This is a genomic window from Ramlibacter albus, from assembly GCF_014297445.1.
Taxonomy (GTDB): domain Bacteria; phylum Pseudomonadota; class Gammaproteobacteria; order Burkholderiales; family Burkholderiaceae_C; genus Ramlibacter; species Ramlibacter albus.
This window is the reverse complement of sequence record NZ_JACORU010000007.1, coordinates 304,056-328,555: the sequence shown is the minus strand read 5'-3', so window position 1 is coordinate 328,555 and position 24,500 is coordinate 304,056. Positions and strand designations below refer to the sequence as shown.

The window sequence follows — 24,500 nt, the reverse complement described above, 5'->3', positions numbered from 1 at the left end:
CTCTCATGCGGCCACCGTTCGCATCGTCCATCGCCGCCGTCGTCTGCGCGGTACTCCTGCTCGGCCACCGTCCGGCAGGCGCGCAGCAAGTGCCCGCACAGGTTCCGCGCGAAGCCCGCCCCAACGTCATCGTCATCATGGCCGATGACGTGGGGTTTTCCATGAACAGTCCCTTCGGCGGGCCCGTGCCGACCCCGAACTACGACGCGCTGGTGCGTGAGGGGGTGCGGTTCAACCAGTTCCATACGACGGCCCAGTGTTCGCCAACGCGCGCATCGCTGTTGACGGGCCGCAACCCGCACAGGGTCAACGTCGGTTCGATCATCGACACGGCAACCAACGAACCGGGGTACTCGAGTGTCATGCCGAAGTCGGCCGCCACGATGGGCCGGGTCCTCCAGCTCAATGGCTATGCGACTTCGTGGTTCGGCAAGGTCCACGTGACGCCACGGTGGGAATTGACCGCGGCGGGCCCGTTCGATCGCTGGCCGACGGGCTTGGGCTTCGACTACTTCTACGGTTTCATGAACGGCGAGACCGATCAGTGGAACCCCACGCTCTACGTCAACACGACGCCGGTCCCTCGACCTGACACTCCCGGCTACATCCTCGACCGTGACCTGGTCGACCACGCGATCGACTGGATGCGCACGCAGAAGTCGATCGCGCCGGACAGGCCGTTCTTCACGTATCTCGCGACCGGGACCGTTCACGCTCCGCTGGAAGCGCCCGCGGATTGGATTGCCAAGTTCCGGGGGCGGTTCGACCTGGGGTGGGACCGACTGCGCGAACAGACTTTCGCGCGCCAGAAGCAGGAGGGTGTCGTCCCGCCGAGCGCAGTGTTGACGCCCCGCCCGGCTTCCGTCCCGGCCTGGGCCAGCCTGACCGACGACCAGCGCAAGGTCGCGGTCCGCACGATGGAAGTCGCGGCAGCACAGAGCGCGTACTTCGACGCCCAGCTCGGGCGCCTGTTCGCGGCGCTGAAGGCCGATGGACATTGGAACAACACGTTGATCGTGTACATCAACGGGGACAACGGAGCAGCCCACGTAGCCGGCCCGCTTGGTTCGCCATTGACGGGCCCGGGGCGCACGATGGAACGCGCCCTCGCCACACTCGACCAGATGGGCAGCGCGGGAGAGCCCGTCGAGTACAACGTGGGTTGGGCTTGGGCGATGAACACGCCATTCCAGTACTGGAAGCAGATGAGCGGCCACCTCGGCGCCATTCGCAATGGCCTGACGATCGTCTGGCCGGGACATGTCCGTTCACCGGGAACCTTTCGATCGCAGTTCGGTTTCGTGTCCGACATCGCGCCCACGATCTACGAGGCAACCGGTGTTTCCGCGCCCGCAGTGGTGGATGGCGTAGCGCAGATGCCGCTCGACGGCATCAGCCTGCTCTATGCGCTCGATGACGCATCGGCGCCTTCGCGTCGTACGAGCCAGTACTTCGAGATCAACGCCAACCGCGGCTACTACAAGGACGGCTGGTTTGCCGGCACCACGCCCCCGCCGCAGATTTGGGAGCCGCAGAGTGCGGCGCCAAGCGAGCTCGCATGGGAGTTGTACAGGCTGGACGAGGACTATTCCCAGTCGAAGGACCTGGCCGCGGCCTTTCCGGAGAAAGTTGCGGAGCTGAAGCGGGAATTCGAAGCGGCCGAGCGCGACAATGGATTCAAGGTCAAGGAGGCTCCCTCAGGCAGGCCGGTACGGACCTCTGCACAGCCCTTCCGGACAAGAGGGCGCAATCACTTCACGTACCACGCCTCTGTCGATCGCTTGGCAGACGAGGGATTCCCAGCCTTGCTCGGTGCAGCCTTCACCTTGAGCGCGAACGTGAGTGTGCCCGCAGGCGCAGCAGATGGCACGATCATCAGCCAGGGCGGCTTGACGGCGGGCTGGGGCCTGCACTTCGTCGATGGCCGCCCGACTTTCCACTACTTGGCCAAGCCGTTCGCGCCGATCACGATCCGCGGCGACAAGCTCACGCCGGGCCGGCACGCGATCACCGTGAAAGTCAGTCCCGGCGCGGGTCGTGGAGATCCTCTCGCGGTATCGCTTTCGGTTGACGCCAAGGAACCTGTTCAGGGGCAGATCCCACACCCGATCACGCACATGCCATCGGGGGGTGTCGGCCTCGGGCGATCGTTCAACGCGCCGCTGCCGGACGGACGCGACGGAGCATTCGTGTACCACGGAGAGATCGAAAAGATCGAGCTGGTCCTTCATTGAGAGCAACTGGCAGTGCGCCGGGCAAGCGCATCAGGCGGCCTTGAACTTGACGACCTTTTGCCGCGGCTCGCCGAGTCCCTCGATGCCCAATGTCATGAGGTCTCCGGTCTTGAGGTACCTCGGTGCTGCGTCGCGGATGGAAGTAGTAGCGAGTTCTGCAGCTATGCCGATAACTCGCCTTAGCTGAGGAGTTGTTGGCGTTGCTCCAGAAGGCTCCAGTGCCGCGCATACAGCCGTCGCTGCTCGGAAGCGTGATAGGCCAGTGACGCACGGCGGGCTTCAGTGTTGGGCTGCCGGTCGATCGCCTCGACGCATTCGAGCAACATCGACAGCGCACAGAGAAGAAACTCGGTGCTCTCGAACTCGGCAACCCTGGAGCGTACCCGTTCGGCCTGCCCTGCCGCGTTCAGCTCCACGTACTTGTCGATCATCGAAAGAGAGCCATGCGCATAGGGACTCAGAATCCGGTACAGGGTCAGGTATGCGCCCTCCATTCCAGTCCTTGCAGCCCAATCGAATGCGTTGAATCCAGATCCACTCTGCAGCGTTCCCAGTGTTTCGTTCAACACATCTTCCGTGAGTTCGTCGGCGCGATCCTCCGGCCGAAGCCGAAGCAGGCCTTTGAGTGCCTTGTGACTCTCGGCCTCCACCTCGGCCGTGGCCTTCTGCATCAGGTCAGCATCTCTTGAAACCGCACGGAAAACGAAGTATTGCTCCAGCAAGCAACGGAGTACTGCGCCGGCGGCATCGTTCAGGTTCGCGCTGACAAGAACGTCGATAGCCTGGAACGTGCGAAGCATGCGGGCGAGCTGCGCTATGAGGACGACCCGGTGATTGTCGTCGCAGGCGAATTGCTGGGCGATGATCTCCGTCGCCAAGCGGTCCGCGCTTTGCGTCAGCGCAAGCACTTCCGACCGGAGCGCGCTTTCAGCGGTGTTCAATCGTCGTCACTCCTATAAAGAGCCCAGCTCGGGGAAGAGGAATTCGACCAGCCGCTGATGGGTGCGATCAGGCTCAAACGCCGACGGGTCGACCGCCTCCTCCTGCTTGCAGATCTTCACCTTCTTCGCCCACAGTCCTGAGCGGTCTTCCGCCTTGAGCTGCGGACCGCGCTGCCAATGCCGAAGCGCGCGGCTAAACCATCGCACGTGTTGCCTGCTGCCCGTGGTGATGTTGTGGGCGATCTCGACCAGCCGCTTCTTCTTGCTGGCAACAGGCTCCCCAACCTTGGCCGAGTACAAGGCCTGGATCAAGCTGTATGGCATCTCCATCCGCTTTCGCGGCAGCGGTACGCCGGCGCGGGCAAAGCGCGAGCGCATTTCGTTCCAAACGGACTCGCCCTCATCACCGTAGAACGCGCCACCAGCGAACGCGAGCTCGAAGGCTTCGCGCAGGGCGTCATGGGTTAGCGCCTGCGTAGCCGCTCTCTCTCGTCGCCTTCCCTCGAAGTCGAAGAAGTAGGCTCTCTGATTCTCGGGATCGAGCGTCAGTTGGTCGAACGAGACCATCTGACGCCAAAGGCCTGAGACGCCGCCGCCTTCCATGGGTGTCGACCAGATACATTCGAGCTGAAAGGATCGGCTCGAAAGCGATGCTTCGACGGTAACCGGCTTTACGACGAAGGCGTTGTAGTTGTTGTTGTAGAAAACGTCGTCCTCGGTCATGCGAAGCCGTTCTGCATCGAAGCGCGCGAAGACCCAGAACAATAACCCGCCTTCCTGCAGGTAGAAGGTGCGCCGCGCCGCGATGACGTCGAGGTATGTCGTCGACAACTGAATCTCGAACGCGACGCGCAGCCCGTTGTACGTGGCCTGGACGTCCGGCCTGCGCCACTCGGATGTCCAGCGTCCCCTCCACACGTCCTCAACACGAATGGCCGAGAAGCGTGCATCGGCCTTGAGGCACTTCGCCAGCGCCTCCTTCATAGAGATGTGCAGTCGGCTTTCCTTCGCGCCGTTGTAGCGGCGCGCATTGATCTCTTCCTGCGAGAGCTTGCCGGCGGTGACCGCGGGGCAATTTTCGTCCTCGTGACGATGTTTGAAGAAGAACTTAGGCTCTTTCCAGGAGCGGCAGATGTGGACGGCGACGCCACAATCCGGGCAGCGATAAAGAGGTACGTTCTGCCGCATCCGTGTGCGAACTTGCATCCGGAGCTGAACGAGCTTCGCGTAGTCCGTACCGATGACGACATCACTTGACCTGCCCCCTTGCAGCGTACCAATCGAATCTTGGAAGTCCGGGTTTGCAAGGTTAATCGTTGCTCGATCGGTTGAGGATCGAGCAGCATCGTCAGCGCGCTGGCGATGCTGCTCGGCGAATCGCGCCGGTGGGATGCGGCCGATGCTGCTGTGCGGCCTGACCTGGTTGTAGTCCTGTCGCCACTCACTGATCACCGCACGTGCCTGCGGCAAGGTCTGGAACCAGTGCTCGTTGAGGCACTCGTCGCGGAACTTGCCGTTGAAGCTCTCGATGTAGCCGTTCTGCATTGGCCGGCCTGGCTCGATCAGGATGTGTCGAATCCGATGTTCCTGCGCCCAGGCGATGAAGGCCCGACTCGTGAACTCGGGGCCGTTGTCGGTGCGAACGGCCGCGGGGTAGCCGCGGAAGCATGCAGCCTGGTCCAGAACGCGTGTGACGTAGACGCCGCCCATGCCGTAATCCGTGGCGATGTCCACGCACTCGTGCGTGAAGTCGTCGGCCACCGTCAGGCACCTGATGCGCCGGCCGCTGGCCAGGCTGTCGCTGACGAAGTCCATGCTCCAGACCTCATTGACGCGCTGGGCGAGCTGCAGCGGCACGCGCTCGTTTGTGGGTCGCTTCGCCTTCTTGCGCTTGCGCACCGACAGGTCTGCGGCCTTGTACAGCCGAAACACGCGCTTGTGGTTCACGCTCGGGAATTGCGGCCGAAGCATGTCGTGGACTCGCCGGTAGCCGAACCGTCGTCGCGCGTGCGCGATCTGCACGATCTGCGCGCTCAGTTGCTCGTTCAACTCGGTCTCCTTCGGCGGGTTGCGGTAGCTGTCGCGGGAGAGCCCCACGAGGCGGCAGGCGCGGCGTTCGGATAGCTCGTACTGCTTGACCATCGCTTCGATCGCCACACGCTTGGCCCGTGGGGCTAACGCTTTACCCCGAAGACGCCCTTGAGGGCATGGATGTCCAGGTGCGCTTCCGCCAGAAGCTTCTTGAGCTTGGCGTTCTCGCTCTCCAGTTCGCGCAGCCGCTTGGCCTCCGACACCTGCATGCCGGCGTACTTGCTGCGCCAGTTGTAGAAAGTCTGGTCGCTGAACCCGCCCTTGCGGCACAACTCCTTCACCGGCACGCCAGCTTCCGCCTGGCGCAGAAACCCGATGATCTGCTCCTCCGTGTATCTGCTCTTCTTCATGTCCGCCATTCTCCTGGTTGGCGGACTTCCTCAATTCATGCTGGTACGGCAGGATGGGGGCAGGTCACACGCTCCGCGGCAGCTTGAGACTTTTTTCAGCCTGCTGGTCATCTCTTCAGAATCCACGCCGATACGCGAGTGGCAAGTTCCTCGATCACCTCCGCGTTGGAGCGGCCAGACCGCACCAGCACATGGAACGCGTGGTCGGTGGCTTCGACGACATGTAGCGTCGCGCGCGCGCCCAAGCCCGTAGTTACCTGCTTCACAAGGTCGAGCTCGGCCAACGCATCACGAGTTCCCTGCAAAAAGAGCATCGGAATCGCAACTTCATCGAGGTGATTGGCACGCTCGACGGCTGGCTTGCCGGACGGATGCAGCGGAAAGCCCACGAAAACAAGCCCCTTGACGCCTGGCAGCGGCTCCCGAGCCTGCGCTTGCGAGGTCATCCGCCCCCCGAACGACTTTCCTCCGGCGAACAACGGCACATCCGGCAGCCGCCGGTTCGCTTCCGCAACCACAGCCCGAATCGCTGCTTCAGCGACAGCGGGACTGTCCGGCCGCTTCGACCCCTGTTCCATGTACGGAAACTGGAAGCGCAGTGTCGCGATCCCGTGCGCCTCCAGGGCGCTTGAAAGGTCCGTCATGAACTCGTGGTTCATCCCGGCACCCGCCCCCGTGCGCGAACACGAAGCACGCGCGGGTCTGTTCCGGCTGGCGGAGGATCGCCGAGATGGAGGTGCCCTGCGGCACCGGAATACGTAGCGGTATGACGCTGCTCTTCATGCCGGCGAGTCTATCGGGCACCTCGACCGCATTACTTTGCGTTGAAGACCGCGCTCCAAAACTGCTTACATGGGCGCTTACATGGATCGGAACGGGCCCGAAAAGTCGGACGCTTTGCTCTCATTTCGAGAGCATCAGATCAAGCGCTGGTGCGGAGGATTGAGTGGTGGGTCCTGTAGGATTCGAACCTACGACCTACGGATTAAGAGTCCGCTGCTCTACCAACTGAGCTAAGAACCCACTGTCCTGTGCGCAAAACGCCACCTCGTGGTGGCGTTTCGGCGAAACGGTTGTGGTGGAGAGGAGGAGGATCGAACTCCCGACCTTCGCATTGCGAACGCGACGCTCTCCCAGCTGAGCTACCCCCCCACAACGAACGATATTGTAGCAAACGCCGAACGCCTTTTCAGGCGAAGAGCTGCTCCATCTCGCGGCGCACCTTGTACGCGGGCGTGCTGGTGTCCATCGCGACGTCCGCCCAGCTGAGGCTCTGCCCCTTCTTCACCGGCCGCACCACCTTCACGTCATGCGCCAGGCCGAGCGGCAAGCCGCCGGCCTGCACGGACTTCACCGCCGGCGTGAGCTTGCCCCACACCGTGTAGCCGCCTTCGCCGTCGAGAAGCTCGCCCGGCGCAAGATCGCGCTTCGCAGTGGCCACCACGTCGGCGTTCCAGCACGTGGCAACGCCTGTCGGCTCGCCACGCAACGCAACCGACGCGACCGACATGCCGACTTCCAGCCCGATCAAATGCCAGCGCTTGTACAGCGTGAAGTACCGCCCGCTCGTGTCCGTCTGCGCCTTGTACTCCTCGAAGCAGTTCCGGATGTACTCGGTCTCGCCCTCGACGGTGACCCACACGCCCATGCGGATCTCGTACTCGATCGGCCGCGCCTGCGCGTCCAGCGAGTTGATCACCTCCACCATGCCCTTGCGCTCCAGCACGCCGCCTTCGCTGCGCGGGCGCGTGACGTTGGGGATCTGGTCCACGCTGGCACTCGGGAAGAGCAAGCCATCCGACGGCACATGCAGGCCGCACGCGTTGGCGACCGCGGTGCTTTCGATCGAAGGCTTGGAGCCGTCGAGGAAGCTGTTGAACATCTTCGGGTTGAGGCCGCCGCGCACGGCCTGCTCGCGCGTGAGGCCCCAGTTGTCCCACACGGTGTCGGGCGTCGACTCGCAGAAGTGCGGCTGCCACTTGTGCCCGCGGCCGGCGGCCACGACAGGGAAGCCGCAGGTGCGTGCCCAGTCGACCAGGTCGCAGATCAGTGCCGGCTGGTCGCCGAACGCCAACGAATAGACGACGCCTGCATCGGCGGCCTTGCGCGCGAGCAGGGGGCCGCAGAAGGCATCGGCCTCCACCGTCACGTTGACCACCGGCTTGCCGTTGCGGAACGCTTCGAGGCAATGCTCAACGGCCGCGATCGGGTGGCCGGTGCACTCCACCACCACGTCGATGCCGGGATGGCTCACCAGCGCCTGCCAGTCGGTGCCGATGTGCGTGGTGCCTTTCTTCATCGCGTCGTCGATCGACGAGGCGGAGGTGCGCTGCGCTTCCCATCCGACGCGCGCGAGGTTCGCTCGTGCGTTGTCCGGGGAGATGTCGGCAATCGCCGCGAGGTGCACGCCCGGCGTGCGCGGCACCTGCGCAAGGTACATCGAGCCGAACTTGCCCGCGCCGATCAGGCCCACGCGCACGGGCTTGCCTTCGGCCTGGCGCTTCAACAGCTTGGCATGCAGCGACATCTCAGGCAGCCTCCTTGATCTGGTCGAGGGGTTCGGGGGAAGTCGCGAGCGCGCTCGCGGGCATGCCGTTCTTCCACGGCAGGTCCACCGGGTAGTCCTTCAGCAGGCAGTCGTCCGGCAGGCACGCGATGGGCGCGAAGTCGCGATGCGCGATGTACTCGGGCCGCTTGTGCCGGCGGATGTGGTTGGACACCGCGCACAGGCTCAGATACACGCTCACTCTGTTCCACGGCGACAGGTTGCTGCTGCTCGCGTGCACGAGGCAGCTGTGGAACAGGATCATCGAGCCCGCCGGCCCCTGCGGCGAAACGATGCCGCCCTCCTTGCCGCCGGCGCGCTCCACCAGCTTGGACACGAGCTCGTTGTTCACCACCCAGAGCGGGTAGCTCGTCGTGCTCAGGTCGTGCTTGGCATCCACCACGCCGCGCTTGTGGCTGCCGGGGATGAACATCAGCGGCCCGTTGAACTCGTTCACGTCGTCGAGGAAGATCGCGACGTTCATCGCGCGCTCGGTGGGCATCATGTCGTCGTTCAGCCAGGTGCCGTAGTCCTGGTGCCACTGCCAGACGTCGCCCTCGAAAGCCATCTTGCCGTTGATCTTGAACTGGTGCATGTACACGTCTTCGCCGAAGAGCTCCACCACCGGCTGCACCATGCGCGGGTGGCGCGCGAGCCGCGCGAAGGGCTCGCTGTACAGGTGCGCCGCGAAATTGGTGCGCACCGCGTCGCTGCCTTTCTCGCGCACGTTGTAGGCCTCGCGGCGCGCGTAGAGCTCGGGCACCGCGTCGTTCAGCACCTTCGTTTCCTCGCGCGTGAAGAGGCCGGGGAAGAACAAGTAGCCTTCCCGGTCGAACTGCTCCAGCTGCTGCGGCGTGAGTTTCATGCCTTGTCTCCTTGGGTCTTCAACACCTGGCCCAGCTGCGCGGTGAGGTTCTCGCCCGCGTTCGCGCTGTGCTCCTCGATCAGTCGCGCGGCCTTGTCCGCGTCGCCCGCGGCGATCGCGCGCGCGATCGCCTCGTGCTCGTCCCACACGGTCTCGCGCTGCCGCGCCATCTGCAGCACCGCACCCATCACGCGGCGCAGGTGGCGCCAGTGCAGCTGCGCGCTCTGCTCGATGAGCGGGTTGCCGCTCGCGGCGTAAATGGCCTGGTGGAAAGCGAGGTCCGCATCGATCATCGCCTGCACGTTGCGGCCGCGCGCGGCCTTGCGGCCCTGCTCGATGATCTTCGCGTCGATGCGATAGCGCAGTTGCGCGGCGAGGCGTGCGGCCAGCGCGTCGAGCGCGCCGCGCACCTGGTAGAGCTTGCGCGTGAACTCCACGTCCAGCGGCGCCACCAGCACGCCGCGGCCGGGCGCGTCGGTGACGAAGCCGTCCTTCTTCAGCTGCCGCAGCGCCTGCAGCACCGGCTGGCGCGACACGTGCAGCTGCGCGGCGATCTCTTCCTGCGTCAGGCGCGCGCCCGGCGCGAGCGAGCCGTCGCTGATGGCGTCCAGCAGGCTGCGGTGCACGCGGTCGACGAGGTCCGGGGTGGTCTCGAGCTTGAGCAGGTAGGCGGGCATGGCATGTACTCTGTATACAGAATACATGCTTTGACGCAGGTCTACAATCGCGGCAAACGAGAGGGGACCTGATGAGCAGCTATGACCCGGCGTGGCTCGACCGCATGTACAACAACCGGGCGCTGGTGCCGGAGCACGCGGCGTTCTTCGAGCGCTGGGCGCGCGCGTCCGCGCAGGCGCGCGAGCTCGATTGCGAGCTCGACGTGGCGTACGGCGACGGCGCCGGCGAGACGCTCGACGTCTTCCCGTCCGGCCCGCCGGGCGCGCCCGTGCTGGTGTTCATCCACGGCGGCTACTGGCGCGCGCTGGACAAGTCCGACCACTCCTTCATCGCGCCCGCGTTCACGCGTGACGGCGCGTGCGTCGTCATCCCGAACTACGCGCTTTGCCCCGCGATAACCGTTCCCGGCATCGCGGTGCAGATGGTGAAGGCGCTGGCGTGGACATGGCATCGCATCGCCGCGTACGGCGGCGACCCGAACCGCATCGTCGTCGCGGGCCATTCGGCGGGCGGCCACCTCGCTGCGCTGCTCGCCGCATGCGAGTGGCACAAGTGGGACCCGCAACTGCCGCCCGACCTCGTGAAGCGCGCGCTCTCCATCAGCGGCCTGCATGACCTGGAGCCGATCATGCACACGCCTTTCCTGCAGCCGTCGCTGCAGCTCACGCCCGCGGATGCGCGCCGCGCAAGCCCCGCGTTGCTGCCCGCGCCGGCGCAAGCGTGCCTGTACGCGGTGGCCGGCGGCGACGAAAGTGAGGAATTTCACCGGCAATGCCGTTTGATGCGCGAGGCCTGGGGTTCACGGCGGGTACCGGTTTGCGAGATGCTTGCAGGCCTGAACCATTTCAGCATCCTGGACGCCTTCACCGACCCCGCCCACCAGCTGCACCGCTACACGCTGGACCTGCTGCAGGCCTGACCTTTCGCCTTTCGAAGTACCCCGTTTCATGCGTCCCTATCAAACCCTGTGGCTGCTCGTGGCCACGACCGCGGCCGGTTGCGGCGGCGGTGGTGGCGGCGGCCCGGACACGGTGGCCGCAGCGCCCGCACCGCCGGCCACTGCGCCTGCGCCGGGCCCTGCGACCGCGCAGCAGCCTACGCCTGCACCTGCTCCGTCGACCTCTCCCGCTCCCGCGCCCACACCGGCGCCTACACCGGCGCCCACACCTGCACCGACGCCCGCTCCCACGCCGGCGCCGACACCCGCACCGACACCCGCGCCCGCGCCGGTTGGCAGCGGCTGCTCGGTCGACGAGCAGCAGCAAAGCCTCTACGCCTACATGCGCCAGGGCTACTTCTGGCGCACGCAGCTGGGCGCGGGCAACGCGGCGTCGGCAACGATGGATGCGTACTTCCAATCGCTGCTATTCCGCCCGACGGACCGCTACAGCTTCTCGCAGAGCACGGCCAGTTTCGAACAGACCTTCACCGAAGGCCGCCGCACCGGCTATGGCTACTCGCTCGGCTGGAACTCCGCGGCGCAGTCGCTGCAGGTGCGCTACGTCGAGCCCTTGAGCCCCGTGGCGCGCGCGGGCCTCGTGCGCGGCGACACCATCATCACCATCGACGGCAAGAGCCCCGCGCAGGTGCTCGCCGGCGAGCTGCCGGTGGTCAGCACCGTGGGTGTGCGGCGGACCTTCGCCGTGCAGGACGTGCGCGGCGTGCCGCGCGTGCTGCAGGTGGACTCGGAGGACTTCCCGCTCACGCCGGTGGCGAACTTCACGACGATCGCCACGACGCGCAGCGACGGCACGCCTGCGCGTGTCGGCTACCTGGCCTACCACCAGTTCACCAGCTACAGCAGCCAGGCCCTGCGCGACGCGTTCGGCAGCCTGCGCACCGACAACGTCAACGAGCTGGTGCTGGACCTGCGCTACAACGGCGGCGGCAGCGTGGCCGTCGCGCGCGACTTCGCCAGCTACGTGGGCGGCACGGCCACGGCGGGCAAGGTGTTCACCCAGCTGCGCTTCAACGACCTCAACCAGGGCAGCAACGCGACGTACAACTTCAACAACCTGCTCGCGTCGCAGCTGCTGCCCGCGCTGCAGCGCGTGGTCGTCATCACGTCGGCGGATACGGCGTCGGCGAGCGAGCTCGTCATCAACGGTCTGAAGCCTTTCGTGCCCGTGGTGCTGGTGGGCGAAACCACGTTCGGCAAGCCGTACGGTTTCGTGCCGCACGCCTACTGCGGCACGACCTACAACGCGGTGAACTTCGATTCGGTCAACGCGCAGGGCGTGGGCGGCTTCACGAGCGGCTTCACGCCCACCTGCACCGCGGCCGACGACATGTCGCGCGGGCTGGGCGACCCGCTGGAGCGGCGGCTGCGCGTGGCGCTGAACTACATCGTCACGGGTTCGTGCGGCGTGTTCGCGGCGCCGGGCAAGGGGCGCGAGCCGGACCGGGCGGTGGGCGAGGGCACCGACAAGGGCATGTTCGTGCGCTGAGCGAGAGGCTCACGCGACGGAGTAGCCGCCGTCCACCGGGATAGCGGTGCCCGTGACGAAGTCGCTCGCTTCGCTGGCGAGGAACACCGCGATGCCCGCCATGTCCTTCGGCACGCCCCAGCGGCCGGCCGGCGTGCGCGCGAGCACGCGCTCGTTGAGCCCGGGCACTTGCGCGCGTGCGCCTTGGGTGAGCTCGGTGTCGATCCATCCCGGCAGCACCGCATTGGCCTGGATGTTGTACGGCGCCCAGGCGGTGGCGATGGCGCGCGTGTATTGCACGATGCCGCCCTTGCTCGCGCCATACGCGGAGGCATACGGCGCGCCGAAGATCGACATCATCGAGCCGATGTTGATGATCTTGCCGCCGCGCTCCTTCATCAGCGGCTGCGCGGCGCGGCAGCAGAGGAACGCGCTGGTGAGGTTGACGTCCATCACCTGCTTCCATTCGTCCAGCGCGAGCGACTCGGGCATCTTGCGGATGGTGGTGCCGGCGTTGTTGACGAGGATGTCGACGCGGCCATGGCGCTCGCGCAGCGAGTCGAAGAGGGCTGCAACATCGCCTTCGCGTGTCACGTCCGCGTCGACGGCTTCCGCATCGCAGCCGCCTGTTTCCAGGGCCGTGACGGCCGCTGCCGACTTGCCGGAATTGCGCCCGACGATGACGACCCGCGCGCCCGCTTCCGCAAGACCGCGCGCCATGCCGAACCCGATGCCGCCGTTGCCGCCCGTGACGACGGCGAGTTTGCCGGTGAGATCGAACATCTTTCTGCTCCTCGGTGTGATGCGCTCAAGCATAATCGCACCCCATGCGACAGATCGTGCTCGATACGGAAACCACCGGCCTGTCCGCGGAGACGGGCGACCGCATCATCGAGATCGGCTGCGTGGAGCTGGTGGCGCGCAAGCTCACCGGCAACAACCGGCATTACTACCTGAACCCCGAGCGCGACAGCCACGAGGACGCGCTGAAGGTGCACGGCATCAGCAACGAGTTCCTGCGCGACAAGCCCAAGTTCGCGCAGGTGCATGAGGAACTTCTGGAGTACCTCGCCGGCGCCGAGGTCATCATCCACAACGCCGCGTTCGACGTTGGCTTCCTGAACAAGGAGCTGGAGCTCCTGGGCAAGCCCCCCATCACCACCTTCGTGGGCCAGGTGACCGACACGCTGGCGATGGCCAAGGAGCTGTACCCCGGCAAGCGCAACAGCCTGGATGCGTTGTGCGACCGGCTGGAGGTGGACAACTCGGGCCGCACGCTGCACGGCGCGCTGCTGGACGCGGAGCTTCTTGCCGACGTCTATATCAACATGACGCGCGGCCAGGACGCGCTGCTGATCGACGTGTCGCCGGGCGAGACGGTGGGTGGCATCGTCACGCGCGTGGACCTCACGCAGTTCACGCTGCCGGTGCTGCTGGCCAACGAGCATGAAGCCGCGGCGCACGAGGAGGTGCTGCAGCAATTGGACAAGGCCAGTGGCGGCAAGACGCTGTGGCGCATCGCCAGGGGCGCTTCGCAGCCTGTGGCATAATCGTCGCTTCGCCAAAAACGGCGGAGACCCCGGGTGGTTAGCTCAGCGGTAGAGCACTGCCTTCACACGGCAGGGGTCACAGGTTCAATCCCTGTACCACCCACCAGATTCGAACGCCACCTGCGGGTGGCGTTTTGCATTTGGGGGCGCAAAGTGGGCGTCTGAGGAGCGCGGCGTTCTTTCTTACACGCTACCGCCCTCGCCGTCGGTCTCGCAGGGTTCCTCGCCCTGCTACCTCAACGCCGCTGGCTGTCGGGGTTTTGTCATGAGCGCGGCACTCACCAACTAATCCGCGTCCGGCCCAAGGTCCACCGCAAGATGACGGTGGACTCCGCGGCCGGCATGGGACTTGACACGAAAGCGAACGGGATGTCCTTGTAGGCACCCGAGCCAACTTCCTCCTGTCTCGCTGCCACGCTCATCTTCATCGCGACGGCCTGCATGCCGTCGATGCCTGCGTCGCCTCCCTTTGCCGCACAACTACGGCCGCAATGCTCCATTCAACCGTAATGGGAACGCCGACTTCCGTCTAAGCCTCCAGTTCCCCGATTGTTTGGATCCTCGTGCGAGGCTAGATTTCGCGCTCACCAAAGCTCAAGGGAGACACTCATGTCAATCCACGCGATGTGCTTGCGAGCAATTCGAGGGTTCGCTTTATACGTTTGCGCGTCCACCTCACTCCTGCTTGCTTACGCTGATCCGGATGGTCAAGCTGCTGTGCAGGGTCCGCCAAGTAGCAGCTTCACCAACTGGTTGAGGAAAGAATTCGGCTTGGCGTTTCCCAAAGGCGACAAAGCCAGCCTCGGCCAATCATTTGTTTACGCCGACGGCCAACTCCCCTCATGGGCCCTGCTTGGCGAGTACGACAACGGCACCGCGACAGGCAAAGGCTCGGCTGAAATCATCTGGTTGCCCGTCGAAGGCGGCTCCGCGATCCCGGTCGGCATTTACAAGAACGGCAAGGTCTACGCTGTCCACACTGACCATCTCGGCACCCCAAGGCAGATCACCGACGCCGACAACAAGGTCGTGTGGCAGCTGGCCTATTCGGCGCCTGGTACCAACGAGCCGACGGGCATCCTCACGGCCGGCAACGGAGGCCAACTCCGGGCGACGAACCCTTCGATCGAGGTGAACATCCGCGGGGCAGGGCAGTACTACGACCGCGAATCCCGCTTGCTCGACAACGGGTTCAGGTCCATCGGCCGTCACGGGCGATACGCCCAAGCCGACCCGCTGGGCATCTATCCCGGCTTCAACCGCTACCTGCATGTCGGCGCAAACCCATTCGGTGCCACGGACCCCTTGGGCCTCTGGTCCACCGCGGCGCACAATGCGTTCATCGACCGCGCGTTCGCCGCCCTCCCGGCTCCGTTGCGGGAGGCCATCAAGACTGGCAGCGCGGAAGCGGACAGCCTGTACTATCAATCGGGTGAGTACTCGTTCATGCACGCGATGAGCAGCAACCAGTTCTCGAGCGACCAGGCGCGGACGAAGTACTGCGTGTTCGTCAATGAAAGGATGGCCCTGTTCCGCCAACTGCTGGAGACGGCACGGTCGCCGCTCGCCAGGAAGGCAGCGTACGCGCAGCTGGGCATGGCAATGCATGCCGTGATGGACTCGACGTCGCCCGCTCACCGTGGCTTCCAGAAGTGGGAGTGGGCGCAGCGTCATCGTCATGGGCCGAAGGCTTTCCAGTCGCGCTCCGAGGAGGACCTGGACTCCGTGGACGCCTACATGCAGGAGACCGTTCAGAAAATGCTGGACGTGTTCAGCGGAAGTGCTCCTTGTGAGTGCCCGTAGCAGCCAACGATTCCTGGCCATAGTATTCGGCGTCGGCGTGCCGTTGTCCGCGCTGGGGCTGCTCATCTACCCGGCCGCACTGCACGCGGGCTTCTTCCCCGTCTTCCTGCTGGTGCCTTTCATGTTCCTGGACGGCCGGTACATGTTCAGCGCGGGCGAGTTTGTCTTCTGCTTTGTGGTCGTCCAGTTCGCTTACTACACAGGTCTGGTGTGGGTGTGGAGGAAGTGGCGCGGCCCGCCGTTTCCCCCCGTCTGAGTCATCGAACCCAAGAAGACGACGAACGGAAGGAAATCGCCTCGCCATGTCATCGAACCTGATCGCCGCCGCATTCGCTTTCCTGTCGATCCTCCCCGCCTTCGCCCAGCAACCCCGAACCAACGCCTTCAACGACCCCTTCGGCCAGGCCACCTCCGGCTTCCCCGCGTGCCCCGTCCCCACCGGCCCGCTCCTCACCGACGACGAAGCCCGCCGCGAAGCGCACTGGCGCGCCGAACGCGGGACCAGCTGCTACCGCTCCGGCCGCTGCCGCTTGCCCAACGCCTATCGCTACGACGAAGAGATCTTCCCGCGCGCGCTGCAATACATCCGCGCCGATGGCCGCTTCGACGACACCAGCATCTGGGTCACCGTGCAGCGGCGATGGGTCACGGTGCAAGGCTGCGTGCGCAGCGCGGAGCAGGGCGCCGCGCTGGAAGCGGCGGTGCGCCAGATCGACGACGTCGAAGCGGTGATCGGGCAGTGGATGGTCGGCACCAGCTCGAAACCGCCGTACGAATCGCGTTAGCCACGAGGCGACGGCAGGTGTTGAAGCCCGGCAGGCGCGCTGCCACCATGGCTCCGCCGAGAGAGGAGAACGCCATGGCCATCCACCGAACCCTCGCCACCTGCCTTGTCGCCTGCGCGGCGCTGCTCGCCACCGCGTGCTCGACGCCCGCGCCGCCGCCCACGCTGGCCCAGGTGGGCATCTACGCCGCCGGCAGTGGCAGTGTCTTCCTGCCCTATGCGCAAGGCATCGCGTCGCACCTCACGGCCGCCGGCCTGAAGGCCGCGCCGGTGGAGACCACGGGCTCGGTGGAAAACGCACGGCGCATCAACGCCGACCCGCAGGGCATGGCGCTGGTCCTCATGAGCACCGCCCACGAGGCGTACACCGGCCAGGCCGCGTGGACACAGGGCGTGAAGCACGACAACCTGCGCGCGCTATTCCCGATGTACGAAGCGGCGTACCAGGCCGTCGCGCTGCGATCGAGCGGCATCACGAATATGAGCTCCTTGCGTGGCAAGCGCGTGGGCGTCGGCCCTTCGGGCGGCCCCTCGGAGGTCTACTTCAAGGGCTTTGCCGCCGCGGTCGGCCTGGACTTCGTTCCCATCAACGGCACGCCGGCAGAACTGGCCGCAAGCGTCATCGCAGGACGCATCGACGCGATGTTCCAGGGCGGCGCGATACCCGTGCCAGGCATCAAGACCGTCGCGGACGCGGCCGATGCCGTGGTCTTCGGTTTCAGCGGCGACGAAGTGGCGGCCGTGCGGCGCGTGTTCCCCTACCTGGGCGAGTCCGCGGTGCCGCCGGGCACGTACAAAGGGCAGGCCACCGCGCTGCGCAGCGTGTCGGCCTGGAACTTCGCGCTGGTCCACAAGGACTTCCCCGAGGCCGACGCGTACTGGATCACCCGCACCGTCCTTTCGGTGGCGGACCCCACGGCGCTGCATGCGCTCGCGGGCCCGACGCGCGCGGCCAACGCGGTGCACAACACGAGCGTCCCGTTCCATCCGGGCGCGCTGAAGTACTACCAGCAGCAGGGGGTGGCGGGGTTGAAGTGATGCCCGTCGCAGTGGCGTGGCGCAAACCCCTCAGGGATTAGCCTGTTACGCGCATTTCTGTTGCATCTTGTTGCAATGCGCGGCAGCATCGCCATGCGCAAAGTCGCGCAGAAGTTCAAACAAGAGGGTTCCCTTGAAGAAGCAGTTCCTTTTCGCGCTGGCCGCCAGCGCGCTGGCCGTGGCCGCCCACGCCGGCGATGCCGACTTCACGCTGGTCAACCGCACCGGCTACGACATCCGCGAGGTCTACATCTCGCCCACGAAGAGCAACAACTGGGGCCGCGACCGCATGGGCGACGGCATGCTGGAGAACGGCAAGTCCAAGCGCTTCGCGTTCTCGGACAAGGCCGCCTGCAAGCAGGACATCCAGGTCGTGTTCGACGACGACAACTCCAAGGTGACGTGGGAGAACGTCGACCTGTGCGAGCTGGACAAGATCACGATCCGCTACAACCGCTCCACGCGCGAAGTGTCCGCTTCGGGCGAGTAAGCGGCATTCGCAAAGGGGCGGCCGCGTGCGTCTGCTACGCTCGCGCCGTCCCATGTATTCGGTCCGCTACAACCTCCAGCCGGCGAAGCCCGCGCCCCGCCAATGCGGCGAGTGCGTGGCCTGCTGCCAGGCCCTGCGCATCGATTCGCCGCAGCTGCAGAAACAGTCCGGCGTGCTGTGCCCCAATTGCACCGGCAAGGGCTGCGGCATCTACGAGCAGCGCCCGCAGGTGTGCCGCGAGTGGCTGTGCACCTGGATGCGTGCGCCGGAAATCCCCGAGGACTTCCGCCCCGACCTGCTGGGCGTGATGTTCTCGTACGAGGCGCAATCCGCAAGCGCCAACCCGTTCGAGCGCCGCTACTTCGTCGGCCGCTACCTGCGCGATCCATCCACCGTGGACCTCGCCAAGGTGGAGCAGGTCATCGACTACCTCGCGCGCGCTTCGGTGCACGTACCCGTGTGGCTGTCCAAGGATGGCGAGATGCGGCTCGTGCACCCGCGCAAGCCGTTGGCGGACCTGATCTTCCAGGGCGACACCGCGTCGGCCGACGCGGTGGCGTGGCGCAACGCGCTTTCGTGACGGCGTGACTACGTGATGCTGATCTTGCGCGCGACGTTGAGCATGCGCGTGGACACGACGGCGCCCAGCGCCATCGACAGCGCGAGCGCCGCCTCCGGGTGAGCCTTGCTCATCTTGTCGAAACGGCGCGGCGTCAGTGCCCACAGCACGGTGGGCTGCGTGGCCTGCACCGTGGCGCTGCGCTCGACGTGCGAGAAGAATGCGCCTTCGCCCACGACGGCCCCGGGGCCGAGCACGGCCAGTTGCAGTTCGGCGTTGTGGTGGCCGCGGTGCACGCGCAGGATGCCGCTTTCCACGAAGTAGAGCGTGCGGTCCAGCGCGCCCTGCGCGATGAGCACGTGGCCTCGTTCGATCTTCTCGGGTGACAGGTATTCGGCGACCACGTCCCACGCCGAGTCCGGCATGAACCGCGACAACGTGTCCTCGCTCGTGTTGGCGCGCACTGCTTCGACCAGCCGGGAGATGTCCGGCTTCTTGGGCACCAGGAATGCATTCATTGTGGTGAGCCTCCGCCTCGCCCCGATTATGGTGCCGCTGGGCCACAATCGACGCATGAATCTCCCTACCTTTGATGATGGACAGCGTTGATGCGCTGGTGATCGGCGCCGGGGCGGTGGGCCTGGCGGTGGCGCGCGCGCTGGCTGGGGCCGGCCGCGAAACCATCGTGGCCGAGGCCGAGGGCGCCATCGGCCAGGGCGTGAGCTCGCGCAACAGCGAGGTGATCCACGCCGGCCTGTACTACACGCCCGGCTCGCTGAAGGCGCGCATGTGCGTCCGCGGCAAGGCCTTGTTGTACGAGCTGTGCGCAAGCCATGGCGTGCCGCACCGCAACTGCGGCAAGCTGGTGGTGGCCAACACCGAGGAAGAGGCCGCGGGCTTGCGCGCGCTAGCGGACCGCGCGGCCGCCAACGGGGTGCCGGTGGAGTGGCTCACCGCCGCGCAGGCCGTGGCGCTGGAGCCGGCACTGCGCTGCACGGCGGCGCTGTCGTCGCCCACGACGGGTATCGTCGACAGCCATGGCTTCATGCTCGCGCTGCAGGGCGACCTCGAATCCGCCGGCGGCATGGTGGCCCTGGGTTCGCCGGTGAAATCGGCGGTGTTGTCGCGCAGCGGCCCGCACGTCGTGCAAATGCAGGACGGCAGCGAGCTGGCCTGTAACGTCCTCGTGAATTCTGCGTCGCTGCATGCGCCCGCGCTCGCGCGCCGCTTCGACGGGCTCGATGCGCGCCACATTCCGCGCGAGTTCTTCGCGAAGGGCAACTACTACAGCCTCGCGGGCAAGGCGCCGTTCACGCGCCTGATCTACCCCGCGCCGGCCGATGCCTGGCTGGGCGTGCACCTCACGCTGGACCTGGGCGGGCAGGCGAAGTTCGGCCCGGACCTCGAGTGGCTCGACGTGCGCAGCCCCGAGCAGATCGACTACGCGGTGGACCCCGCGCGGGCGGAAGGCTTCTATGCGGAAGTGCGGCGCTACTGGCCCGCCTTGCCGGACGGCGCGCTGGCACCCAGCTACAGCGGCGTGCGGCCGAAGATCTACGGCCCGGGCGAGAAGGCCCCGGACTTCCGCATCGACGGGCCGGCCTTGCACGGCGTGCCCGGTTTGGTGAACCTGTTCGGCATCGAGTCGCCGGGGCTCACGAGTTCATTGGCGATCGGCGAATATGTGGCGAGCGAGATTCTTCGCTAGCGCGGGCGCGCTCGCGTGCGGCGCTGCCGCGGCACAAGTGCTGCCGCAAGTGACGGTCACGGCGACGCGGACCGAGGCCGCGCCTTTCGACGTGCCTGCGTCGGTGGACGTGATCGACGGCGAGCGCCTGCGCGCGTCGGGGCGCGCCGAAGTGCAGCTGTCCGAGGCGCTGGCTTTCGTGCCGGGCGTGACGGCGCGCGACCGGCAGAACTTCGCGCAGGACCTGCAGCTGTCGATCCGCGGCTTCGGCGCGCGCTCCACGTTCGGCGTGCGCGGCGTGCGGCTGTATGTCGACGGTGTACCGGCCACGATGCCCGACGGGCAAGGCCAGCTCTCGCACTTCGACCTGTCGTCGGCGAGCCGGGTGGAAGTGCTGCGCGGGCCGTTCTCCGCGCTGTATGGCAACTCGTCGGGCGGCGTGGTGCAGATGTTCACCGAGGCGGGCGAGGGGCGCGGTGCGGTAACGGGCTCGGTCGTTGCTGGAAGCGACGGCCTGCTCAAGCCCGCGCTGCGCGTGACGGGTGCGACAGGTGCCGTCGGTGTCAGCGCGAGCGCAAGCCGCTTCTCCACCGATGGCTGGCGTGACCACAGCGCGGCGGAGCGCAGCGTCGGCAACCTGCGCCTCGACTGGAAGCCGCAAGGCGGCGGCGAATGGATGTTCGTCGCCAACATCCTCGACCTGCGCGCCGACGACCCGCTGGGCCTGTCGCGCGCGCAGTTCGATGCGAACCCGCGCGGTGTCGATGCGAATGCGCTCACGTTCAACACGCGCAAGACCGTTCATCAGTCGCAGGTGGGGCTCGTGCACGAGCGGCGCATCGCGGGCGACGACAAGCTGCGCGTGATGGTCTACACGGGCGAGCGCGGCACCGACCAATACCAGGCGATCCCCGCGGCGGCGCAGGCCAACCCGCTGCACCCCGGCGGCATGATCGACCTCACGCGCCGCTATGGTGGCGTGGACGTGCGCTGGACCGCGAAGCGCGGGCCGCTGGAAGCGGTGGCGGGGCTTTCGTACGACGCACTCGAAGAGGATCGCCGCGGCTGGCAGAACTTCGTCGGCTCCACGCTCGGCGTGCAGGGCGCGTTGCGGCGCGACGAGCGCAACGACGTGACGAACCTCGACCCCTACGTGCAGGCCGTGTGGAAGCCGTCCGATGCGTGGACCCTCACTGCCGGCGTGCGCCACTCGAGCGTGCGCTTCCGTTCCAGCGACCGCTACATCGTCGGCACCAACGGCGACGACAGCGGGTCGGTGAGCTACAGCGCGGCGCTGCCGGTGCTGGCCGCGATGTGGAATTTCTCGCCGCGGCTGCATGCGTATGCGTCGGCGGGCAAGGGGTTCGAGACGCCGACGTTCAACGAGCTGGCGTATCGGCCGGACGGGCGTGCGGGGCTGAACTTCGCGCTCAAGCCCGCGCGCAGCCGCAACATCGAGGCGGGGCTCAAGGGCCGTTCGGCGCGCGATGCGACGCTGCGCTACGAGTGGTCGGCGGCGGTGTTCGATGTGGGTACGCGGGACGAGATCGTCACCCAGTCCAACGTGGGCGGGCGCAGCACCTTCCGCAATGCGGGTGAGACGTCGCGTCGCGGTGCGGAACTCGGCGCCGCGCTCGAGTTCGCGCGCGACTGGCGCGCGCAGGTGGCGCAGACGTGGATCTCGGCGAAGTACGACGACACGGGCAATCGCATTCCCGGCATCGCGCGTTCGTTCACGGGCGTGGACCTCGCGTACGAACCCGCGCAGGGCTGGCGCGCGGGCGCGGAGCTTCGCCGTTCTGCGAAGGTGTTCGTGAACGATGCGAACAGCGATGCTGCCGGCTCGTGGACCACGTTCGGCCTGCACGCAGGCTGGCGCAAGCCCATGGGCGACTGGACGCTGGACACGACGCTGCGCGTGGACAACGTCACGGACCGCCGCTATGCGGGATCGGTGATCGTGAACGAAGGCAATTCGCGATTCTTCGAGCCGGCGCCGGGGCGGCAATACAGCCTGAAGCTCGCCCTACGCAGGGCTCTTTGAAGCGCTCATCCGCTTCAGCGCACGCGCGACGTCATCGACAAGCTGTGGCCCGCGGTAGATGAGGCCGGTGTAGATCTGCACCACGTCCGCACCCGCCTGCACCTTGTCCACGGCGTCCTGCGCGCTCATGACGCCGCCTACGCCGATGATCGGGAAGCCGGGTCCCAATGCAGCACGCAGTTGCGAGATCACGCGATTGCTCATCTCGCGCACCGGCGCCCCGCTCAGGCCCCCGGTTTCCTCCGCATGCGGCAAGCCCTTCACCGCATCGCGCGCGATCGTGGTGTTGGTCGCGATCACGCCGTCCATGCCTTGCCGCCGCAGCGTCGCCGCAATCACTTCCACCTGCTTCTCGTCCAGGTCCGGTGCGATCTTCACGAACATCGGCACGCGTCGGCCATGCTGCGTGGCCAGCGCCTCGCGCTGGCGCGCGAGCGCGGAGAGCAGGCCGTCCAGCGCCTCGTCGCTCTGCAGCGAACGCAGGTTCTGCGTGTTGGGGCTGGAGATGTTGACGGTGACGTAGTCCGCGTGCGGGTACACGCCTTCGAGGCACACGATGTAATCGCACGTGGCCTTGTCGATCGGCGTCGCCGCGTTCTTGCCGATGTTCAGCCCGAGCAACCGGCCGCGCGAGCGGAAGGAAGAGCGCTTGACGTTGCCGATGAAAGCCTCGAGCCCGTCGTTGTTGAAGCCCAGCCGGTTGATCAGCGCATCCGCCTGCGGCAGCCGGAACATGCGCGGCTTGGGGTTGCCCGGCTGCGGCTTGGGCGTGACGGTGCCCACCTCGACGAAACCGAAACCCATCGCACCGAGCCCGTCGATGCAGCGCGCGTTCTTGTCCAGCCCGGCGGCGAGCCCCACGCGGTTGGGGAAGCGCAGCCCGGCGAGCTCGACAGGGTCGTCCACGAACCTGTTGCGATACGCCAGCGCGAGCGGCGTGCCCTGCACGCGCGCGAGCGAGCCGAGCGTGAGCTCGTGCGCGACCTCGGCATCGAGCCCGAACAGGAACGGGCGGGCCAGCGAATAGGGCAACAGCGACATCGGATAATCCCTTGCTTCGAAAGGATTGTCGCAAATGACGCAGGACGAACTGAAGGCGCTGGTCGGGCAGGCCGCGCTGCAATACGTGGTGCCGGGCGAGATCGTCGGCGTGGGCACCGGCTCCACGGTCAACAAGTTCATCGATGCGCTCGCGGCGATGAAGGACAAGATCCCCGGCGCGGTCTCCAGCTCCAACGCTTCCACCGAGCGCCTGCGCGCGCTGGGCATCCAGGTGTTCGATGCCAACGAGGTGGGCGAACTCTCCGTGTACATCGACGGCGCCGACGAGATCGACCGCCGCGGCTACATGGTCAAGGGTGGCGGCGCGGCGCTCACGCGCGAGAAGATCGTCGCGGCGCAGTCGAAGCGCTTCGTGTGCATCGCCGACGAGTCGAAGCTGGTGGACACGCTGGGCAAGTTCCCGTTGCCGGTGGAAGTGATCCCCATGGCCACGAAGCGCATCACGGCACTCTTCGCTGCGAAGGGTGGCACCGCGAAGCTGCGCATGAAGGACAACGCACCGCTCGTCACGGACAACGGCCAGCACATCCTCGACGTGACGGGGCTCGCGATCGGCGATCCGCTCGCGTTCGAAAGCGAAGTGAACCAGTGGCCCGGCGTGGTGACGGTGGGCGTGTTCGCGCACCAGAAGGCCGCCGTGTGCCTGCTGGGCACGGCGGCGGGCGTGAAGACGCTGGAGTTCTAGAACCGGATCCCGGCGGGGTTGTCCGGGTTCTCGGCCGGCGGCCGCGGCGGCTGTTGCTGCCCCGGCGTGTTCTGCGCCGTGGGCTGCTGCCCGTCACCACCCTGCGCGCGTGGCTGCGTGGGTGCCTGCACCGCCACGAGCGGCGAGGGCGGCGGGTTGCGATAACCCGCGGGCAGGATCGACGTCTTCGGGTAGCCCGCGGCGTCGAGGAACTGCGACCACTCCGATTCCGAGAATCCCTTGAGCTGCTGCGCGCCGATGGTGGCGAAGGGCACCGTCGGCGACCCGGCCAGGCGCTGCAAGGCTTCGATGTCCTCGTTGCTGCCCACCGTGCGCTCGGTGAACGGGATGCCGCGCGAGGAGAGGAAGTTGCGCGCGTTGCCGCAGGGTGCGCAGTTGGCGGCCGTGTACAGCGTGACGGGGTAGCGCTGGGCGGGCTGGCGCAGCTCGAACGGCAGGCTCTGCGTGCTATTCGCGCCGCTCACCGTCGGCGCGAGCGAGGCCTTGGCTTTCGCGTCTTCGGGCGGCCGATCGGAGAACGTGACCTTGCCATCCGGGCCGACGATGCGGTAGATCGTCTGCGCCCCGGCACCGATGCTGCACAGAGCCGCCAGCCCCAGCAGGGCCGCGCCAACCACGGGTCGCGCTTGGAACATCTCGGGTTACTC

The 24,500-nt window shown here is 66.5% G+C and carries 23 protein-coding genes, 3 tRNA genes and 1 pseudogene; 14 read left to right on the top strand and 13 right to left on the bottom strand.

All coding sequences use genetic code 11. The features are described 5' to 3' along the window. Positions 1 to 5 precede the first annotated feature (5 nt). Complete coding sequence (locus tag H8R02_RS19920; RefSeq protein ID WP_187083217.1) at positions 6 to 2,234, top strand: arylsulfatase; 2,229 nt, start codon at positions 6 to 8, stop codon at positions 2,232 to 2,234. Positions 2,235 to 2,413: 179 nt separating this feature from the next. On the opposite strand, the gene H8R02_RS19915 is transcribed toward H8R02_RS19920, so the two are convergent. From H8R02_RS19915 to H8R02_RS19880, 9 genes and pseudogenes are all read right to left on the bottom strand, one after another. Beyond that, complete coding sequence (locus tag H8R02_RS19915) at positions 2,414 to 3,175, bottom strand: DUF5677 domain-containing protein (RefSeq protein ID WP_187083216.1); 762 nt, start codon at positions 3,173 to 3,175, stop codon at positions 2,414 to 2,416. 12 nt (positions 3,176 to 3,187) lie between these two features. Continuing rightward, the gene (locus H8R02_RS30080) at positions 3,188 to 4,417 is read right to left on the bottom strand and encodes a DUF6035 family protein (protein ID WP_494338107.1); all 1,230 of its coding nucleotides are present in this window, start codon (positions 4,415 to 4,417) and stop codon (positions 3,188 to 3,190) included. 111 nt (positions 4,418 to 4,528) lie between these two features. Beyond that, positions 4,529 to 5,616: pseudogene (locus H8R02_RS19910) on the bottom strand (IS3 family transposase); the annotation flags it as partial. A 107-nt stretch (positions 5,617 to 5,723) separates the two neighbouring features. Beyond that, a complete protein-coding gene (locus tag H8R02_RS19905) occupies positions 5,724 to 6,275 on the bottom strand; it encodes an alpha/beta hydrolase family protein (RefSeq protein ID WP_354004949.1) in 552 nt (183 codons plus the stop codon). Between the two features lie 288 nt (positions 6,276 to 6,563). After that, positions 6,564 to 6,639 (bottom strand) — tRNA-Lys (locus H8R02_RS19900). 53 nt (positions 6,640 to 6,692) lie between these two features. Next, positions 6,693 to 6,768 (bottom strand) — tRNA-Ala (locus tag H8R02_RS19895). 37 nt (positions 6,769 to 6,805) lie between these two features. Beyond that, positions 6,806 to 8,143, bottom strand: coding sequence for an NAD(P)H-dependent oxidoreductase (locus H8R02_RS19890; protein ID WP_187083215.1), 1,338 nt, complete (start codon positions 8,141 to 8,143; stop codon positions 6,806 to 6,808). 1 nt (position 8,144) lies between these two features. Next, the gene (locus tag H8R02_RS19885; RefSeq protein ID WP_187083214.1) at positions 8,145 to 9,026 is read right to left on the bottom strand and encodes a phytanoyl-CoA dioxygenase family protein; all 882 of its coding nucleotides are present in this window, start codon (positions 9,024 to 9,026) and stop codon (positions 8,145 to 8,147) included. Further along, positions 9,023 to 9,703 (bottom strand): GntR family transcriptional regulator, encoded by a 681-nt coding sequence (locus tag H8R02_RS19880; protein WP_187083213.1) that lies wholly within the window; start codon positions 9,701 to 9,703, stop codon positions 9,023 to 9,025. Before H8R02_RS19880 ends, H8R02_RS19885 begins: the two co-directional genes overlap by 4 nt. 71 nt (positions 9,704 to 9,774) lie before the next feature. Here H8R02_RS19880 and H8R02_RS19875 point away from each other — a divergent pair, with 71 nt between their 5' ends. Next, positions 9,775 to 10,623 (top strand): alpha/beta hydrolase, encoded by an 849-nt coding sequence (locus H8R02_RS19875; protein WP_187083212.1) that lies wholly within the window; start codon positions 9,775 to 9,777, stop codon positions 10,621 to 10,623. A 28-nt stretch (positions 10,624 to 10,651) separates the two neighbouring features. After that, a complete protein-coding gene (locus H8R02_RS19870) occupies positions 10,652 to 12,151 on the top strand; it encodes a S41 family peptidase (protein WP_187083211.1) in 1,500 nt (499 codons plus the stop codon). A gap of 9 nt (positions 12,152 to 12,160) precedes the next feature. Here the strand turns inward: H8R02_RS19870 and H8R02_RS19865 are convergent, their stop codons facing one another. Further along, positions 12,161 to 12,913: an SDR family NAD(P)-dependent oxidoreductase gene (locus H8R02_RS19865; RefSeq protein WP_187083210.1), complete on the bottom strand. Its 753-nt coding sequence runs from the start codon at positions 12,911 to 12,913 to the stop codon at positions 12,161 to 12,163. Positions 12,914 to 12,957: 44 nt separating this feature from the next. On the opposite strand from H8R02_RS19865, the gene dnaQ reads away from it, so the two are divergent. From dnaQ to H8R02_RS19825, 8 genes are all read left to right on the top strand, one after another. Then, a complete protein-coding gene (gene dnaQ, locus H8R02_RS19860; protein ID WP_187083209.1) occupies positions 12,958 to 13,680 on the top strand; it encodes a DNA polymerase III subunit epsilon in 723 nt (240 codons plus the stop codon). A gap of 31 nt (positions 13,681 to 13,711) precedes the next feature. Continuing rightward, positions 13,712 to 13,786, top strand: a tRNA-Val gene (locus H8R02_RS19855). Between the two features lie 665 nt (positions 13,787 to 14,451). Next, positions 14,452 to 15,483 carry an RHS repeat domain-containing protein gene (locus H8R02_RS19850; protein WP_187083208.1) on the top strand — a complete coding sequence of 344 codons (1,032 nt, stop codon included), beginning with the start codon at positions 14,452 to 14,454 and terminating at the stop codon, positions 15,481 to 15,483. A gap of 37 nt (positions 15,484 to 15,520) precedes the next feature. Continuing rightward, a complete protein-coding gene (locus tag H8R02_RS19845; RefSeq protein ID WP_187083207.1) occupies positions 15,521 to 15,739 on the top strand; it encodes a hypothetical protein in 219 nt (72 codons plus the stop codon). A gap of 46 nt (positions 15,740 to 15,785) precedes the next feature. Continuing rightward, on the top strand, positions 15,786 to 16,268 hold the full coding sequence (locus tag H8R02_RS19840) for a BON domain-containing protein (RefSeq protein WP_187083206.1): 483 nt from the start codon (positions 15,786 to 15,788) through the stop codon (positions 16,266 to 16,268). Between the two features lie 74 nt (positions 16,269 to 16,342). After that, positions 16,343 to 17,305: a TAXI family TRAP transporter solute-binding subunit gene (locus tag H8R02_RS19835; protein WP_187083205.1), complete on the top strand. Its 963-nt coding sequence runs from the start codon at positions 16,343 to 16,345 to the stop codon at positions 17,303 to 17,305. A 133-nt stretch (positions 17,306 to 17,438) separates the two neighbouring features. Beyond that, positions 17,439 to 17,795 (top strand): hypothetical protein, encoded by a 357-nt coding sequence (locus H8R02_RS19830; RefSeq protein ID WP_187083204.1) that lies wholly within the window; start codon positions 17,439 to 17,441, stop codon positions 17,793 to 17,795. 52 nt (positions 17,796 to 17,847) lie between these two features. Beyond that, positions 17,848 to 18,375 carry a YkgJ family cysteine cluster protein gene (locus H8R02_RS19825; protein WP_187083203.1) on the top strand — a complete coding sequence of 176 codons (528 nt, stop codon included), beginning with the start codon at positions 17,848 to 17,850 and terminating at the stop codon, positions 18,373 to 18,375. An 8-nt stretch (positions 18,376 to 18,383) separates the two neighbouring features. Here H8R02_RS19825 and H8R02_RS19820 read toward each other — a convergent pair whose 3' ends face one another. After that, on the bottom strand, positions 18,384 to 18,872 hold the full coding sequence (locus H8R02_RS19820) for a Crp/Fnr family transcriptional regulator (protein ID WP_187083202.1): 489 nt from the start codon (positions 18,870 to 18,872) through the stop codon (positions 18,384 to 18,386). 77 nt (positions 18,873 to 18,949) lie between these two features. Here H8R02_RS19820 and H8R02_RS19815 point away from each other — a divergent pair, with 77 nt between their 5' ends. Together H8R02_RS19815 and H8R02_RS19810 are read left to right on the top strand one after the other, a co-directional pair. Then, on the top strand, positions 18,950 to 20,062 hold the full coding sequence (locus H8R02_RS19815) for an NAD(P)/FAD-dependent oxidoreductase (RefSeq protein ID WP_187083268.1): 1,113 nt from the start codon (positions 18,950 to 18,952) through the stop codon (positions 20,060 to 20,062). Then, a complete protein-coding gene (locus H8R02_RS19810) occupies positions 20,037 to 22,085 on the top strand; it encodes a TonB-dependent receptor family protein (RefSeq protein ID WP_187083201.1) in 2,049 nt (682 codons plus the stop codon). The genes H8R02_RS19815 and H8R02_RS19810 overlap by 26 nt, the downstream gene beginning before the upstream one ends. Here H8R02_RS19810 and H8R02_RS19805 read toward each other — a convergent pair. Beyond that, on the bottom strand, positions 22,068 to 23,126 hold the full coding sequence (locus H8R02_RS19805; protein ID WP_187083200.1) for a quinone-dependent dihydroorotate dehydrogenase: 1,059 nt from the start codon (positions 23,124 to 23,126) through the stop codon (positions 22,068 to 22,070). The genes H8R02_RS19810 and H8R02_RS19805 overlap by 18 nt on opposite strands. A 34-nt stretch (positions 23,127 to 23,160) precedes the next feature. On the opposite strand from H8R02_RS19805, the gene rpiA reads away from it, so the two are divergent. Then, positions 23,161 to 23,832 (top strand): ribose-5-phosphate isomerase RpiA, encoded by a 672-nt coding sequence (gene rpiA / locus H8R02_RS19800; protein WP_187083199.1) that lies wholly within the window; start codon positions 23,161 to 23,163, stop codon positions 23,830 to 23,832. Here rpiA and H8R02_RS19795 read toward each other — a convergent pair. Then, a complete protein-coding gene (locus tag H8R02_RS19795) occupies positions 23,829 to 24,488 on the bottom strand; it encodes a glutaredoxin domain-containing protein (RefSeq protein WP_187083198.1) in 660 nt (219 codons plus the stop codon). The two genes, rpiA and H8R02_RS19795, sit on opposite strands and share 4 nt — an antisense overlap. Between the last annotated feature and the right edge of the window lie 12 nt (positions 24,489 to 24,500).

Coding starts and splice junctions, on each gene's coding strand:
- H8R02_RS19920 (WP_187083217.1), top strand. CDS start 6: ATGCGGCCACCGTTCGCATCGTCCATCGCCGCCGTCGTCTGCGCGGTA.
- H8R02_RS19905 (WP_354004949.1), bottom strand. CDS start 6,275: ATGAACCACGAGTTCATGACGGACCTTTCAAGCGCCCTGGAGGCGCAC.
- H8R02_RS19890 (WP_187083215.1), bottom strand. CDS start 8,143: ATGTCGCTGCATGCCAAGCTGTTGAAGCGCCAGGCCGAAGGCAAGCCC.
- H8R02_RS19885 (WP_187083214.1), bottom strand. CDS start 9,026: ATGAAACTCACGCCGCAGCAGCTGGAGCAGTTCGACCGGGAAGGCTAC.
- H8R02_RS19880 (WP_187083213.1), bottom strand. CDS start 9,703: ATGCCCGCCTACCTGCTCAAGCTCGAGACCACCCCGGACCTCGTCGAC.
- H8R02_RS19875 (WP_187083212.1), top strand. CDS start 9,775: ATGAGCAGCTATGACCCGGCGTGGCTCGACCGCATGTACAACAACCGG.
- H8R02_RS19870 (WP_187083211.1), top strand. CDS start 10,652: ATGCGTCCCTATCAAACCCTGTGGCTGCTCGTGGCCACGACCGCGGCC.
- H8R02_RS19865 (WP_187083210.1), bottom strand. CDS start 12,913: ATGTTCGATCTCACCGGCAAACTCGCCGTCGTCACGGGCGGCAACGGC.
- dnaQ (WP_187083209.1), top strand. CDS start 12,958: ATGCGACAGATCGTGCTCGATACGGAAACCACCGGCCTGTCCGCGGAG.
- H8R02_RS19840 (WP_187083206.1), top strand. CDS start 15,786: ATGTCATCGAACCTGATCGCCGCCGCATTCGCTTTCCTGTCGATCCTC.
- H8R02_RS19835 (WP_187083205.1), top strand. CDS start 16,343: ATGGCCATCCACCGAACCCTCGCCACCTGCCTTGTCGCCTGCGCGGCG.
- H8R02_RS19825 (WP_187083203.1), top strand. CDS start 17,848: ATGTATTCGGTCCGCTACAACCTCCAGCCGGCGAAGCCCGCGCCCCGC.
- H8R02_RS19820 (WP_187083202.1), bottom strand. CDS start 18,872: ATGAATGCATTCCTGGTGCCCAAGAAGCCGGACATCTCCCGGCTGGTC.
- H8R02_RS19815 (WP_187083268.1), top strand. CDS start 18,950: ATGGACAGCGTTGATGCGCTGGTGATCGGCGCCGGGGCGGTGGGCCTG.
- H8R02_RS19810 (WP_187083201.1), top strand. CDS start 20,037: ATGTGGCGAGCGAGATTCTTCGCTAGCGCGGGCGCGCTCGCGTGCGGC.
- H8R02_RS19805 (WP_187083200.1), bottom strand. CDS start 23,126: ATGTCGCTGTTGCCCTATTCGCTGGCCCGCCCGTTCCTGTTCGGGCTC.
- rpiA (WP_187083199.1), top strand. CDS start 23,161: ATGACGCAGGACGAACTGAAGGCGCTGGTCGGGCAGGCCGCGCTGCAA.
- H8R02_RS19795 (WP_187083198.1), bottom strand. CDS start 24,488: ATGTTCCAAGCGCGACCCGTGGTTGGCGCGGCCCTGCTGGGGCTGGCG.